The following is a 14,448-nucleotide window of genomic DNA, read 5'->3' as shown; positions in this document are numbered from 1 at the left end:
CCTTCTCCGTCGTTGCCGTTGCCGGAAGGATAACCCCCTCTCCTGACCTGAAATTCACCACCTGCCCGGCAACCGGGTTCTCATGGGCGTCTTTCACCGTCACCCTGACGCGGGTGGTGTCCGTCCCGTCTGCCGCGGCGTTATTGTCGATCACCTCCAGCGCGCTGACTTTTGCCGTTGCAACATCAGCCACCAGGGGAATTTTTACCGTCACAGGGTTTCCGCCTTCTACGGTAGCGGTTACCTCCCAGTCTGTCCCCACCAGCGTTGGAGCTGTCAGCGTAATACTTGCTTCGCCCCGATCATTGGTATGGCTCAGCTGGTCTGTCGGATGACCGTTGCTTTGCCAGGCGATATCAACACTCGTTTTAAAGTCTTCGCCATCCTGATCGGTGAGTTTCACCGTAAATGGCTGGGCTGCGCCCACCATTGCGTGCTCAGGAGGCTGAATGAAGGTCAGTCTGTCGGCTTTGGCAAAATTGACGTTCAGTTTCATATGGCTGTGTCTGCCATTATCTTCAGTAACGTTGCCGCTATAGCCTGCTACCAGCGGAGAGAGCGAGGCCGTGATCTGATCCTGACCGCTGCTCATAATTTCTTCCACACTCACCGACGTTTGGCCTTTAGGGTTGGTGTGCGTTACGTGTTGTGACAAATGACCCAACGCATTCTGGCTCGTCCAGTAAACCGTCAGCCCTCCCACCGCCTCCTCTTTATCGTTTTTTACTTCAGTGAGTAGTTGCAGAGCGCCATTCCTCTGAACATAAAACTTCACACTGCCGTCCGGGCGGACTTCGCCCGGCGTCATCAAGCCAATATGCAGTGCGCCTAGCTTCGCGCTACCATTAACGTTTGCCGAGCCACTGTTACCCGCGATACCTTTTTTGTTGAACGGTGTGACTTCAAAGACCACGCTTCGGGCCATATCACGCGTTTGCACCTCATACGTAGCACTCCCTTCCTTCAGCGTCTCGCCTGATTCTGCGTCATACCACCGCAGCCGGGTTTTCTCAGGATCTTCATCCTCCCCTTCATTGCTTTTATAGAGATAACTCCCCTCCAGGATCTGGCCCGGGGACATTTCCCCCTTAATGGCAACGCCCTCGACGGAAGGGGCAAAATCGCCCGGCGTCACGGTCAGGTGATAGCTGGCGGAACTTAATACGTGCTCCGGATCGACAGGTGACGTTTCCGTCGCTGTGATGGTGACATCGCCCCGATGCGTTGGGTTCACCAGACCGCTGCCCGGCTCCACGGTCGCGATCGCCGTGCTGGAGGAGGTGTAGCGAATGACGCCCCCCTGCCCACCTTTCACCGCGTGCAGCAAAGGCACGCCAGCCTGCGTGGTTTTTTCCGTCGGGCTGAAATAGAGACGTCTGTCTTTTTCTTCCTGCTTATAGGCGAGAACGATGTTGTTATTACGGGTAACGAACTCCGTGCGGGACTGCATGAGCGATGGCAAAGCCGCCGCATTTTCACTTGCCAGCATCTCGGAAAGTTTTCGGCCAAACTCCCAGTGGAAATTCAGCCCCACAGAGAAGTTATCCCGCTGCCCGCTAATCATGCTCTGCTCCGCGCTGACCCCTACCAGCGGCACAGGTTGCCACTTAAGCCCGAGGTTAAGCCCGTGAGGATTGTGGCTGGCCTCGCTGCGGCTGCCGTTAACGTCCACTTTATCGCCATACCACTGGAACCAGCCCAATTTAAGCGCGACGTGCTGTGAAAGGGCCGTCTCCAGATTGAGATCCCAGCCGCGGGCGGCACGTTCATACAGTTCATAGCGGTCGGGATCGTCATTAAACATGCTGTCGTCAGAATGACGCCAGCCGCTCAGGGGCAGGTAGTAGTTCGCGGACGCACGAATCCCATCGCTCCACAGCTCGGCGCCTGCCCCCATTCTGTTATGGTGGCGCGTGACATCCTGATCGAAGAAGAGGTTTCCACCCGCCATCAGATGCGGGTTAAAGGTATGCCGCCAGCCCAGGCCAACGTTAAGGATATCGCGCTCGTTCCAGCGGTGTGCACTCATCTGAGTGAACAGAATGTCGTGTTGCCAGATTTTAACCGGCCACAGATAGTCCAGCCCGAAATCACGGCTATCGCTCCCGCCAATACCGACATCTGCCGTAACGCGAGCTTTCCCGCCGATATTGTTTAACCACGCTTCCACTTCCTGGGTTAACGCGGCATTCACCTCGCTATTTGCCGCACCGCGCAGGGCTTCACCCGCGCCGTTTTGTTGGGCGCTTCCCCACATGCCGGCCATTTTATCCCGCAGGGGCTGATTGCTTTCGCTTTCAATGGTTGCGTGAGTTTCAGTTTGCGCCCGCGCGACGGGGGGAACAGTGAGCAAAAAGATGGAAAATAAATAATGTAAAAGGATTATCCACACGGATAATTTTTGACGTAAAGAACAGTACGAAACACTGGGCATTGTGACGCATCCCTTATTAATTAAACTCCCTGGTTAGCGATATTAAGATCCAGATAATTCCTAAACTCCATACAGCACTCAGGAGATGTTCATGAGATTTTCCGCCCCTCATTAAATTCAATACTTAGGCATTGATGTTTAACAACTCTTTCAGCCTGCTTCATAAATTTCTCAGCCCAATTTCAGCCGTATATTTTCCGGAGCAGGTAATTCTTAACATGGAACAGACACCTCGCAATTTTATTGCTGACCTTCTTCTTATGCAGGTTTTCCCCTAATGGCAGGATGATCCCAGCAATACTCTGGATGTCATTTAATAAGGAAGATCGTTGACATGAATAAAACTGGACTGGCCCTGCTTATTTGTGCACTTTTGAGTGCCCCCGCTTTTGCGCAAAATTCCGTCGCGCACGAGCAAGCCTGGGAAGGCACTTCGTATCTCTCCGTTATCGTGAAATTAAAACCCGGTACAACGCTTAATAAGTCTTCACCCTTTTCATTACGCGACAGTACCCTCGCCGTGAGTCCGTTATTTACGGCAAATCATTTACGCAGCAGTGAATTAAGCGAGATGGATGCGCTTAATGAACGCTACGGCTTTAACCGTTATTTACGTATAGCCCTGCCAGCCGATAAGCAACATGACGCGGCATATATCAATGACGTAATTAATGAACTGGCGGCGCGACAAGATATTGAGCTGGCTTACCCGGAATCTATGCCGGTATCGCTGGAAAAGGGGGTCACGGCTCCCGACCTGCCGCCCTATTCCGGGCTGAGCTATGCCCTGAACAGTACCAGCCAGGCCACCGTCCCGGATTTTCGTGGATTGCAGGATTACACCAAATCGCCAGATGAAAAACGGCCCGGCTACTATATGGGTGGCGTTAATCGCGACAGCGTAAATCAGTATTCAGGGCACGATGGTAGCGGCATTTCGCTGGTCTCAATGGAAAACAACGCATGGAATACCAGCCATGTGAATTTGCCGCCGATCGATTTCCATGAAGGTGATAAGCGCTATACGCCAGGCGAAGATCACGACACCAGCTCCGTCGGGATTATGGCGGCGAAAGATATCAATGCGGGCATCAAAGGTCTGACGTGGAACGCCCGTATGGGATACGTCAAATGGCAGGCCAATAATCTCTACAATATGATCCCCAGACTCCAGGCAGGAGATGTGGTGCAAATTGGTATGCAGACCGGCGGAGGAGATGTGACAGGTTGCACCTCCTCTTGCTATGTCCCCCAGGAAAACGCTCCAGCCTATTATGACGTGATAAAAGCGCTGACGGATAAGGGCGTGCACGTGATTCAGGCGGCAGGCAATGGCAATATCAACCTCGATCATGCAGGATTTAATGGAAAATTTGACGTTAAAAAGCGGGATTCCGGCGCGATCATTGCGGGCGCGTTTTGTGCAAACAATGGCAAAAAAGCCTCTTTCAGCACCTATGGCTCACGTGTGACCAGCGCCAGCTGGGGCTGCTGGGATGTGGTTACTACGGGTTACGGCGGTTTGCATAGCATAAAAAATGCGGAATACACCTCAAGTTTCTCCGGCACGTCCTCCGCGAACCCGATTATCGCAGGCGTGGTCGCCAGCCTGTCGGCCATTGCAAAAGCGCACAATATCACCGTCACGCCTCAACAGATGCGCTCCATTCTCCAGGAAACCGGTACACCTTTAGCTGCGGGGGATTCAGCGAAAGTAGGTACTCACCCCAATATGGCAAAAGCGGTAGCCAGGATTCTGGAACTCAAAGAGGAAGAACAGGAGGAAGTAAAGGCAGTGCCGGGAGAAAGCTTTACCGTTACCGGCACGACCGATTCTTCCCGTGCGTATCAGTTAGACGGGAGCGCCAGCAAGAATGCCGTCTCCTGGAAATGGACTATCGACAAAAACAGTACTGGCACATTCTGGCTACAGGAGAAACATGCCGGAGGCTGGGTACGTGAAGTTTCAGGGCCTACCGCCCGGGCACTCATTCCCGCCAATACAGACGGAGAAGCAACCTACTGGTTAACCGTCACGGGCAAAGACGGTAGCGTGAGCGCTGAGAAGATCACCGTAACGGTGAAAAAACCACAGTTACCTGATATTCCTGATGACAGCGCAGAAGCGTATAACCCGCGGATCGCCTACCCGGTGAAATGTACCCGCGTATCGCATAACGGCAAAATCTGGCTGAATCAGTGGTATGTCAACGCAGGACAAGAAGAGCCAGGAAGCGGCGGTGAGTGGGGGGCATGGCGAACGTCGGATGCAGCTAATAATAGCTGCCCTTAAAAACCCTTTTGGTTAACATAATAGTAAAGCCTGGATATAAGCCAGGCTTTATTTTATTAATTCAACACTCAGGACAACCGTAAAAACGTCATTTCGTAAACTCCGTACTCGCTCAGATTTTATTAATATGCGTCAAGGACTGAAATTGGCAGTACTATTTCATACTCTGTCGCGCTCCGCCCTCTTTACAGCACGAACGGTCGCTCTTCTCTGCCGAAACTCCCCGACTCTTAATTGCTCAGAGAAGTCTCTTATTCAAGCCGGTTGTCTCCTCCCGTTACTATTTGTCCCTGTTATCACACGGTAATAACGCCTTTTTACCTGCGCCGCAGGTGAGATTAACTTTTCGTTATTGTTCAGTAATAAATAAGGGAACTTATGAAATTAACAGGATCTGCTTTTGTCCTTGCCGCTTTACTGGCAGGGGCGGGCGTCAGCGTTTCAGCTAACGCCGCCACGACCTCGCCATCGGCAAACTGCGAACAGGGTCACCAGAACTGCATGAAAGAACTAGGCACGCTGGAACGCGCCGTCAACGGTGAGAAAGTGAAGGTCGTTGAAGGGCAAACGATTCGTGCACGCTTCTTTAACGACGGAACCGAACTGCCAAATCTGGAAACGCGCGTCACCATTCTTGCTGGCGAAGAGGCCCACTGGTCCTACGCCCTCGCCCAGGCTATCAATCAGCAGCACCCCGAACTGCGTGCCGGTTTCAGGCACAGCAACGGCGAGATTACACCTGATGAGTCAGAGCCAAATAAGGTGTATGCCAAACAGAACAACCCTCTCAGTCACGTAGAAGTGTCCTTCAATTAATTCAGGGAAGATTATTTTGAAACTACTCAAGATGAATAATATTACGTCGGCGTTAGCCGTGGCATTGATTGGTATGTATTCCACGGGCGCACTGGCGCATGGCTATGTTTTTGAACCAAAATCCCGTTCGGTGATTCATTTCCCGCCGATGAACGATAAAGGTGAGCATAGTAACGTCTGGCCTGCTGACGCCGTGGAAGCGCCGAAGCTCCCGGCTGGCAACGATATGAGCCCAACCCCGATCGCCAACGAACAGCTGTTCCAGTTCCCGCCGGATGGAAAACTGGCAAGCGGTGGTTCAACGGCAACTCCCGCCTTCAGCAAGCTTGATGACGAAAAGCAGAATACCTACAACAACCCTATGTCTGCGGGTCCGCACCAGTTTAAATGGCATTTACCGGCTAAGCACCGCACCACCTATTTTACCTACTACATCACTAAGCCGGACTGGCAGTCTGTTCCGGGTGCGGATTCGCGCCTGACCAGGGCGATGTTTGAAGATAAGCCATTCTGCCATAAGGTTTATACCTATGCGCCAGGCAACCCGTCGGCCGATATTTCTCTCCCGACAGGCTTCGAAACCCACACCTGCGACGTACCGGAGCGTGAAGGTAAGCAGAAAATTTATGCCGTCTGGCGCGTGCGCGATACCGATAACGCATTTTATCAGATGATTGACGTCGATTTTGGCGGTGAAGTCATTACCAAACCGGTGGCCAACGTCACGCCATCCAGTCATAACCTGTCAACCAGCACGCTGTCGCTGGACGGTAGCGCCTCAACGGGGAAAGAGCTGAAGTACAGCTGGGCCGTCACCAGCAATGCCGATAAGGTCATTCTGGAAAACAGCACCAGTGCTAAAGCCAGCATTCGCCTGAAGGCTAAACCTGAGAGCGATTTTACCGTCAACGTGAAGCTGACCGTCACCAATGATAAAAACGTGAGTGATTCAAAAACCGTCACCCTGAATGCCAAAGCTGAAGCGGATAGCACGGCACCGGAGGCGAAGGCAGGCAGTGACTTCACCGTTTACAGCAACAGTGAATCACGTGGTTATGACCTTAACGGTTCCGCAAGCGTCAATGCTGAAAAATACCAATGGACTATCGTTTCAGGGCAGGACATTGGTGCGTTGCAGGTTGCTAACGGTGGCGAATGGGTTTCAACCGTCCACGCGGCAAAAGCCCGTGCGCTGATTAAACCCGGCAAAATCGGTAAAGTGACCTATCGCCTGACGGTGACGGCCAAAAATGGCAAAACCAGCACCGACGATATCACCGTGACCGTGAAGGAAGCGCAGCAGGCTTCTGATGTGCAGATCAATACGGGCAACAACCAGGACACCATCGTTGGCAGTGACGTTATTGCTGCCGCCGTCGTGTCCAAAAACAATGACTCGTTAAAAGGGGCAAAAATTGAATGGTCCGCACTGAATCACGCCGATAAGATTCAGATCTCGTCACCAAATAACTTCAGCACCAACCTCATGGGTAAACATCCGTATACCGACAATGTGGACGTGACGCTGCAGGTGAAAGTGACGGCGCCTGACACCGGTAAAGTCTCTACGGCAACGAAGGTGATCAAGCTGCGCCCGGCGCAAACCGATGTAAAAGCCTGGGATCACAGCAAGACTTACAAGACACCTTGTGAAAAAGTGAGCTATGAGGGCAACATCTGGCTGAACAGCTGGGAAACCCGAGGCGTTAAGCCTGGTTCCGATGGCGAGTGGGGCGTCTGGAAGAAAGAAGGTGCTGCCAACATGCCTAAAGAGTGCAAATAATACTGTAAGTTAACTCTGGCCGGGTCTTCACTGACCCGCGCCTCACATTATCATTCCCTGCCTACACTTTCGTTATCATTTTTGCGCCGGAAATCGCCCCTTCGTTCCGGCGCTTTTTTATCGATATAAGATCACCCACCCTATCGCGGCGATAATTGGATACGGTCCGAAGGGAAACGGTTGACCGGGCTTGATCCGCAACAGAATCAGCGCCGTGATCAGCGCCAGCAGGGTCGAGGCAACAAAAACATCCAGCAGCGCCAGCGGGCCAAGCCACGCCCCGATCGCCGCCAGCAGTTTCATATCCCCCATCCCCATCCCTTCATGGCCGCGCAATAAACGGAACAGCAAAGAGAGCGTCCAGGGCACGCCAAATCCCAGCAGAGCGGCGATTAATGCCTGCGTTGGCTCCACCCGGCTATAGCCGCTGACGGCAAACGCTAACGACATCACTAGCAGCGGGAGCGTCAGACGGTCGGGCAGGAGCATGGTGCGTAGGTCAATAAACAGCAGCGGCAGCAAAAACGTCACCGCCAGCAGGTCGAACAGGCTCTGCGGCGTGACGCCCTGCTGCCAGATAATCACCCCGTACAGCACCGCCATAAGCCCTTCAACCAGCGGATAGCGCCACGATATCGCCTGACCACAGCTGGCGCAGCGCCCGCGCAGCAGCAGCCAGCCCATCAGAGGAACATTGTGGCGAAATTTAATGGGGTGTTTACAGCGTGGGCAGTGGGAAGCAGGCCACGATAAAGAGAGTGCTTCACCGTGGAGAATCAAGGGGAGCCGATAAATGATGACATTGCAAAAACTGCCGATAATGGCGCCCAGAAAAACGCTAAAAACGAGTATTACACTCTCAACCATGGTTCCACACTCTGAGGGACATGCAATCTCCGATAATAGCAGAGACTACTCGTTATATTTAGGCAGCCTGTTTGCACGTAAAGTACAAAAGTCTCCGCGCAAGTTTGCCCATTCAATATTCAGATGCGCTTTTGCATATTGTGCCGCTTCTTTCCACAATAATGCCGCGATATGCCACTCCTTTCCCTGTTCATGTTCTGCCGCTCGTGAAGAAAGTGAAAACCACAGGGTAGCAGGATCGCGTTTGTCGCTTTGCCAGTCCATCGTTAAGCCCTTTAGAAAAAATCCCAGCGTATCAATAGCGACGATAAAATAATTGAGCTTAAAATGATAAATACCTGAATAACGCTGAATGCCTCAGTGGGAGAACAACGCTGATTACCAATATTATCCGCTGGCTGGCCTTTTCGGGTCTCTATATCCTGCTGGCATTGCTGAGCTTTCATACGCGGGATAGCTGGAGCCTCTCCACCACGCTCTGGCTCCCGGCGCCGCTGCTTTTCGCCGCGTTATGGCTGACGGCCCCGCGAGAGTGGCCGCTGTGGCTGGCTACCGCGGGCTTGCTGCATGTGTTTGCTGGCGTCTGGATAGGCCGCCCGCTCACGCTGGCGTGCCTGTTCGCCCTCTTCGACGTCGCGATATTTCCACTGTGCGTCGCCGTCTTTCGTCTGAATGCGCAACTGCCTGCGCTGCGTTTTGCGCGCAGGCCGATTATTGGTGAACTGATCTACCCCCTGCAGTTAATCTTCAGCATTTTTTGCGGCAGCCTGCTGCTTAATCTGGCGCTGTTACTCTCAGGGTATCCGATTGCGCCTCTGCATTTTTTTTCCTGGGTGCTGGCGGCATTAACCGGCATTCTCGCCATTCTGCCGCTGCTGCGTGAGAGCAAAATGCTGTCGCACCCGCGGTTTAACGGGCGGGAAGCTCTGCTTCTTGCCGCGAATACCCTGGTGCTGATGACGGGGTACTTTTTCTTGCCACCGCTCTGGCAGGGGCTAAACCTGCTGCTGGTGCAAACGACGGTGGTTTTACTGAGCGTGTTTGCGCTCTCCGGACGCGGCGTTGGCGCTCTGCTGCTTATTCAATACCTGATTGTGGTGCTGGCGACCCAGCAGCGGGAAGGGATTTTTTACACGCTAACGCCCGATCTCATCCCCGCAATCTGGCAGGCGCAGTGGTACCTGGTATTTTCGGCGATTTTTGCCAACTGTTTATATCAGTACCGCCGCTGGATCCAACAGCAACAGGCGCTCGCGGCCAGCACCAGTGCCATAATTATTCGCCTGTCGCAGACGGGTTCTTGCGTCGTGTTTCGCCTCTCGATGCCAGACGAGGAGATCCACTGGCAAGGCAGTACGGAAGCGCTGTTCCCTGATGAGGAAAAGACGCTGAGCACCCTGACGCTACTGGACGCACACTGCGATACGCCGTTCCTGCCCGGTTTTCGCGCCTGGTACTCACAGCAACGTGAAAGCAGCTTTGCCCGGGAAGTTGTTCTGCAAACGCTGCACGGAAGGCAGATGCGCGGGATGGTGATGTTTCACAGGATCGGCAATACCGCGCATCTGATGGGGGGAGTGAGCCTCTTTCTCACAGCATCCGCTGCAGAATCTCCCGCTGCCCGCTAAAGGCGTATTTCAACACCGCCGCGACATGCCCAAGCAGAATCACACCCAGCAGAATGCAGCTATAGCGATGCACCTGGAAGAAAAACGCATTCACTTCGGTGATGGCAATCGGGCGGGAAACCGGCACCAGACCAAACAGGTTGTAGTCTTTTTGCAGCATCAGAAAACCGCTAACCAGCACCACCATAATGGTCAGATAAAACAGCTCATGAATAAATACCACCAGCTGTTTTTTACGTCCGGCTACCGTTGCCGGATAGGGCACCGAAGGGCGGAAGAAACGCCAGACGAAGCGCACCATCATGACAGGCGTGGCGATGGTACCCAGCGACATATTCAGCACGGAGAAGAAGGTAAACCAGCGGGTTCCTTCCAGCGCGTGCAGAATATAGCCCATGCACATCGCGTAGATAATGACGGCTGCGACCACCCAGTGCAGAAGGCGAGAAAACCGATCATAACGTTTGGCAATAACCAGAGAAGTTTGCATAGTCGTTGTCCTGTAAAACAAACAGCACGGCTCCCTGCGAAGCCATGCTGTTTAAGAAAGAGGTTATTCAGCTACCCACAAGTTGCGGGCCCGATCCGGCGACCAATGGCTGGCACCTGTATGGCCAATCTGACAGCGATAAACGTTGCCCTCATAGAGCACTTTATCCCCTACGGCATAGAGTTTACCCGGCGTGAATGGGGTAACGTCGCCGCCCTGGCCGCCCTCTTCGCCTCCGCCATCGTCATTATCGGGCACGGTAACATTGACCGGCTGGCTCGGCGTAGCGAAGTTGTTGGCTGCATCATAGGCGATGACCGTATAGCGATAGCTCATGCCTGGCTGGGTTTGGGTGTCAGTAAAGTTGAGTTCATGGGTATCACCGATCTTTTCCAGACCGCGCCAGATGGCATACCCCGCCACGCCAGTATTATCCTTAGCTGGCAGCCAGCTGAGCGAAACATCCTGCCCCTTCAGCGTGGCCTGCACGCCCTGCACCTGTGTTGGCGCCTGAGTATCCGTTTCGTCGCCCCCATCCGGCAGACTGCCGTCAAGGATGCTCTGGTAGCGGTTCAGAAATTCATAGCCGTAATGTTGACCATTTTTAGTGTTGCCATTGTCCCAGTTCACTGACCAGGTCATGAGCCCTTTTACCGCTTCATTTTTCTCTTCCAGTCGCGAAAGTGCGTTAAAGACACTCTGCGCGTCTCGCACATAGCCGGTTCCTGCCGCATCCGGGTTGGCCGGAAGACCAATCACCAGCTTGTTCGCCGGGATCTTCACATAACCGCGCGTCCCGTTTGCCAGGCTGTCGGTGAGATAGTAAAGGAAAAGCTCTTTTTGACGGTCGCTATAGCCCTTCCCCCATTCCTGCGGCAGCCACCATTCACCGACTTCGTCCTTCTCCTCCTGCGTCATCATATTCACGCCGTCGCCCGCCTGGTTGTAATACTGTGGAGCGATAAAGTCATACACGCCCTCAAGATTTTGCAGGTAGGCTTTGTAGTTCACCCCGCGATCGGCCTGGAGATAGGGGAACTCTGGCGCCATGCTGATGATGAAGTGTTTGCCCTGCTGCTGATAATGGTCGCGCACCATTTTCAGCGCCGCCGGGATCACCGTACTGTTGTCAGCCGCGGTAATGGCCGTCTGCTCCAGGTCGATATCAAGACCATCAAAACCATAGCGATCGGTCAGGCGAATAATCTCCGCCGCAAGCGCTTCAGTCTGGTCTTTGTTCAGTGCAATGTGCGCGTCAGCGCCGCCCAGTGAAATCAACACCGCGCGCCCCTGCTCGTTCAGCTCTGCAACCTGAGCGCGGAACTCCTCATCGCTCGCGTTGTAGGGTTTGAAGGTGGGGATATTCCCGCTCTGGCCATCCATAACTTTCATGAAGGAGACGTTGACGACGTTGTAGCCTCTCGGCACTTCACGCAGCGACATATCAGAAGGTAAGCCTCCCTGATAGCCGCGCGCTTTGTCTATCTCTTCCGGGTTAATTCCCCAGTTGTGCCAATAACCTACGAGAATTTTTTTCTGACTGATATCCGGCATCTGTGAGGCGGCGTCGGTTGCGGCCGCATGGCTAAACGTGCTGACCAGCATTCCGCTTAACGCCAGCCCCGCGGCGATAGCGCTCAGAGATATTTTATTTTTCTTTAACATGGGAGATATCCTGCTCCAGGTTTAATAATGAAATCCTGTCCCGCAAGATAGGATATTCATCTTCCTGAAAACAGGAGAACAGCTCACTGCAGCAGCAGATTTAAAACTCGTCAGCCTGGATATGTCTTATAATAAAATTATCGTGAGATTATTTATACTCACACATTGCTACCCAGTTATCATTAATTTTCATCAGCCAGCTATCTTTATTAATCGGCTTGAATAACAGGTTAATATACTGACCATCTTCACTTATCAGAAAGGTCTTCTCCGGCAGCTGATCGCCAACGGCAATTTTTAATTCTGCCACCCGGCCATTGATGACGTTTCCCTTCTGTGTCACCGATTTTAACTGCAGGGTTCGGTTGAATACCCGGTTACCGGCCTCATCGGTTTTTACACCAAATAGCGTTAGCCTGTGGAGTTTAGGCCACCAGGTGATCACACCATTAAACTGGTAATGCTGCAGGCTTTCATCAATAAATTTGCCATTACGTATGACGCTGCTGCAGGGCTCGGCGGGCACTTTTCTACTTTCCAGGTAGTTGCTGGTCAGGTAAGCCAGCGCGCCACCCAGCGAAACGCTGATGCAAACCATCAATATGACGAATAGTATTCGTAACCGCATTTTCCCTCCTGAGATAGTTCGCCTTCACATTGCGCAACGAACACTTTTGGACCGTTCGACGCGATGTACACGTTATTGATGCCCGCCGGCAGGGCATGCCGCTTTCTCGCCAGCGCCTGCCGATCGACACTGCGCAGCGAAGAGAGATGAAACATGACGCCATCTACGTAGAGATTTTCCTGAAACGCCTGCGGCGTGTCGGCCGTGCAGACCACCACCAGCGTTGGAAGGATAATCAACAAGCTGCACAGGGCCGCCAGCAGAGTCCCGTATTGACGTGAGGGAGTTTTCATTGACTCCGCCGTGATAGCAGGCAACGACGGGCAATCGACGGGAGTGGGAGAAGACGCGTTATCAGGCTCTTCTGGCGGCGGGCAAGCGACCTCACTGTCCTGCGTTTCGCAGGGTGCCAGTACTACACCATACCGGGGAATGGTTTTAATTATCGAGCCCGGCAGGCCGGCATTTTGCAGCTTGCGGCGGAGCATTTTTATAAGCTGGTGATAGCTGGATTCGCTAACAATCATGCCCTGGTTAAGCCAGATCTCTTCAAATATGGTCTCTTTTTTACATTTGCCGCTGAGGATCAACTCCAGCAAACGACGCTCGTTGGGCGTCAGATGTATATCACCATGATCCACGGTTGCCAGAGATGATTTTTCCGGTACGAACGTTACTGACGCTGAAAGAGAGATTTCTTCGTTATTCACGGGTAGGTCCTGGATAATAAAATTACAGCGTTTACATTGTTATGACGAAAAAGCGCAGGGATTAACAGTTACATGTCTGTTATCTAATTCAGGCACAAATTAACAACATATCCTTATAAATGATAGTACCTTCGCTCTTTGCGCTATTTCCCGTCCTGATTTTTCCACAACCAATTCATGATTTCAGAAAGTTTATCCTGAGTAACGCCTGAGTAATACCTGATATTCAACCTGAACAATAAGGAATTCCTTTCCGTACCTGAGAAATATCGTCCTCCATGCCGCTATTTCGCGATAAATAACAAACCATTCAGCTGCTCCGGAAAAAATCTCTATCATAGAATGTGAAAACGTCGTTACTTTACCTTTCGGTTTTCCATCAGGATCGGCTGATGCCCCCCAGCAACTATACAGCCCACCACTTTTTAGCTACTCTTTTTCACCTCACTCTGCTCTACACTGTAAGAGTGATGCTAAAGCGCCATTCGCTAAGATGTGCGGTGAACACCTGTCTTTTCCTTGCCGGATCGGATGTCATGCTAAAAACAGTTCTGATTGCCGACGACCACCCTGTCTATTTATTAGGCTTGCGCACATTGCTGCAGACGCGCCCGGACCTTTATCGGGTCGTTCACGAAGCGCTCAGTGCTGATGAACTCATGAATAAACTGGCGAGCGAGCCTGTCGATATCATCATCACCGACCTGAGTATGCCCGGCACGCGCAGCCCGGACGGATTAACCATGATCCGCTCGCTGATTCGCCATTATCCGCAGAGCATGATTGTGGTGGTCACCATGATCACCAATCCTGAGCTTCTGGACTCGCTGCGGCGCAGCGGGGTGCATGCCGTTCTCAACAAAGCCAGTTTGTCCAACAATCTGCTGCAGACGCTGCGCAGCACCCTGCGGGGGCAAATCGAACCGGTGAAGCCTCAGGCGCAGTTGACCGAACGGGAAACAGAAGTGCTGCGCCTGCTGGTGCGCGGTTTCACCGTGAACGAGATCAGCGCCCAGCTTAACCGGACGAAGCAGACCATCAGTACGCAAAAAAAGAGTGCCATGAGCAAACTCAACGCCAGGAATGATTTCGAGCTGCTCCAGTGCGCGCAAAGTCTGGGGCTGGTTAGCTGAG

The 14,448-nt window shown here is 52.7% G+C and carries 12 protein-coding genes; 5 read left to right on the top strand and 7 right to left on the bottom strand.

Going from position 1 to position 14,448, the window contains the following annotated elements:
- Nucleotides 1–2,266, bottom strand: a 2,266-nt coding sequence (locus AC2FAJ_RS22870; protein WP_485454540.1) for an inverse autotransporter beta domain-containing protein, incomplete at its 3' end; no start/stop codon positions are given.
- A 688-nt stretch (nt 2,267–2,954) separates the two neighbouring features.
- On the opposite strand from AC2FAJ_RS22870, the gene AC2FAJ_RS22865 reads away from it, so the two are divergent.
- The 3 genes from AC2FAJ_RS22865 to AC2FAJ_RS22855 all read left to right on the top strand — a co-directional run bounded on the left by AC2FAJ_RS22865 (nt 2,955) and on the right by AC2FAJ_RS22855 (nt 7,326).
- Nucleotides 2,955–4,727 carry a S8 family serine peptidase gene (locus tag AC2FAJ_RS22865; protein WP_232927308.1) on the top strand — a complete coding sequence of 591 codons (1,773 nt, stop codon included), beginning with the start codon at nt 2,955–2,957 and terminating at the stop codon, nt 4,725–4,727.
- A 378-nt stretch (nt 4,728–5,105) separates the two neighbouring features.
- Nucleotides 5,106–5,543 carry a hypothetical protein gene (locus AC2FAJ_RS22860; RefSeq protein WP_041911163.1) on the top strand — a complete coding sequence of 146 codons (438 nt, stop codon included), beginning with the start codon at nt 5,106–5,108 and terminating at the stop codon, nt 5,541–5,543.
- A 16-nt stretch (nt 5,544–5,559) separates the two neighbouring features.
- Entirely contained in the window at nt 5,560–7,326 is a 1,767-nt protein-coding gene (locus AC2FAJ_RS22855) for a lytic polysaccharide monooxygenase (RefSeq protein WP_126296588.1), read from the top strand.
- 117 nt (nt 7,327–7,443) lie between these two features.
- Here the strand turns inward: AC2FAJ_RS22855 and AC2FAJ_RS22850 are convergent, their stop codons facing one another.
- Together AC2FAJ_RS22850 and AC2FAJ_RS22845 are read right to left on the bottom strand one after the other, a co-directional pair.
- On the bottom strand, nt 7,444–8,193 hold the full coding sequence (locus AC2FAJ_RS22850) for a prepilin peptidase (RefSeq protein WP_045630694.1): 750 nt from the start codon (nt 8,191–8,193) through the stop codon (nt 7,444–7,446).
- A 45-nt stretch (nt 8,194–8,238) separates the two neighbouring features.
- Nucleotides 8,239–8,457, bottom strand: coding sequence for an ANR family transcriptional regulator (locus AC2FAJ_RS22845; RefSeq protein WP_120247323.1), 219 nt, complete (start codon nt 8,455–8,457; stop codon nt 8,239–8,241).
- A gap of 167 nt (nt 8,458–8,624) precedes the next feature.
- Here AC2FAJ_RS22845 and AC2FAJ_RS22840 point away from each other — a divergent pair, with 167 nt between their 5' ends.
- Nucleotides 8,625–9,821, top strand: a complete 1,197-nt coding sequence (locus AC2FAJ_RS22840; RefSeq protein ID WP_045630695.1) for a hypothetical protein — start codon at nt 8,625–8,627, stop codon at nt 9,819–9,821.
- Here the strand turns inward: AC2FAJ_RS22840 and AC2FAJ_RS22835 are convergent.
- The 4 genes from AC2FAJ_RS22835 to AC2FAJ_RS22820 form a co-directional block, all read right to left on the bottom strand.
- The gene (locus tag AC2FAJ_RS22835; protein WP_248113111.1) at nt 9,784–10,311 is read right to left on the bottom strand and encodes a cytochrome b; all 528 of its coding nucleotides are present in this window, start codon (nt 10,309–10,311) and stop codon (nt 9,784–9,786) included. The two genes, AC2FAJ_RS22840 and AC2FAJ_RS22835, sit on opposite strands and share 38 nt — an antisense overlap.
- Nucleotides 10,312–10,374: 63 nt before the next feature.
- Nucleotides 10,375–11,976: a glycosyl hydrolase family 18 protein gene (locus AC2FAJ_RS22830; RefSeq protein ID WP_051486145.1), complete on the bottom strand. Its 1,602-nt coding sequence runs from the start codon at nt 11,974–11,976 to the stop codon at nt 10,375–10,377.
- 148 nt (nt 11,977–12,124) lie between these two features.
- Entirely contained in the window at nt 12,125–12,604 is a 480-nt protein-coding gene (locus tag AC2FAJ_RS22825) for a hypothetical protein (RefSeq protein WP_126296587.1), read from the bottom strand.
- Complete coding sequence (locus AC2FAJ_RS22820) at nt 12,574–13,314, bottom strand: winged helix-turn-helix domain-containing protein (RefSeq protein WP_041911167.1); 741 nt, start codon at nt 13,312–13,314, stop codon at nt 12,574–12,576. The genes AC2FAJ_RS22825 and AC2FAJ_RS22820 overlap by 31 nt, the downstream gene beginning before the upstream one ends.
- Nucleotides 13,315–13,850: 536 nt before the next feature.
- Between AC2FAJ_RS22820 and AC2FAJ_RS22815 the strand changes: the two genes are divergently transcribed.
- Nucleotides 13,851–14,447, top strand: a complete 597-nt coding sequence (locus tag AC2FAJ_RS22815; RefSeq protein ID WP_028015617.1) for a response regulator — start codon at nt 13,851–13,853, stop codon at nt 14,445–14,447.
- Nucleotide 14,448 lies beyond the last annotated feature (1 nt).

Source organism: Enterobacter cloacae complex sp. 385G4 (genome assembly GCF_057320665.1).
Note: the sequence above shows the minus strand (reverse complement) of the source record. Positions and strands in the feature narration are given on the sequence as shown.

Bases quoted from the DNA above. Each gene is read 5' to 3' on its own strand.
- AC2FAJ_RS22830 (WP_051486145.1), bottom strand. From the start codon at position 11,976: ATGTTAAAGAAAAATAAAATATCTCTGAGCGCTATCGCCGCGGGGCTG.
- AC2FAJ_RS22850 (WP_045630694.1), bottom strand. From the start codon at position 8,193: ATGGTTGAGAGTGTAATACTCGTTTTTAGCGTTTTTCTGGGCGCCATT.
- AC2FAJ_RS22835 (WP_248113111.1), bottom strand. From the start codon at position 10,311: ATGCAAACTTCTCTGGTTATTGCCAAACGTTATGATCGGTTTTCTCGC.
- AC2FAJ_RS22845 (WP_120247323.1), bottom strand. From the start codon at position 8,457: ATGGACTGGCAAAGCGACAAACGCGATCCTGCTACCCTGTGGTTTTCA.
- AC2FAJ_RS22860 (WP_041911163.1), top strand. From the start codon at position 5,106: ATGAAATTAACAGGATCTGCTTTTGTCCTTGCCGCTTTACTGGCAGGG.
- AC2FAJ_RS22825 (WP_126296587.1), bottom strand. From the start codon at position 12,604: ATGCGGTTACGAATACTATTCGTCATATTGATGGTTTGCATCAGCGTT.
- AC2FAJ_RS22815 (WP_028015617.1), top strand. From the start codon at position 13,851: ATGCTAAAAACAGTTCTGATTGCCGACGACCACCCTGTCTATTTATTA.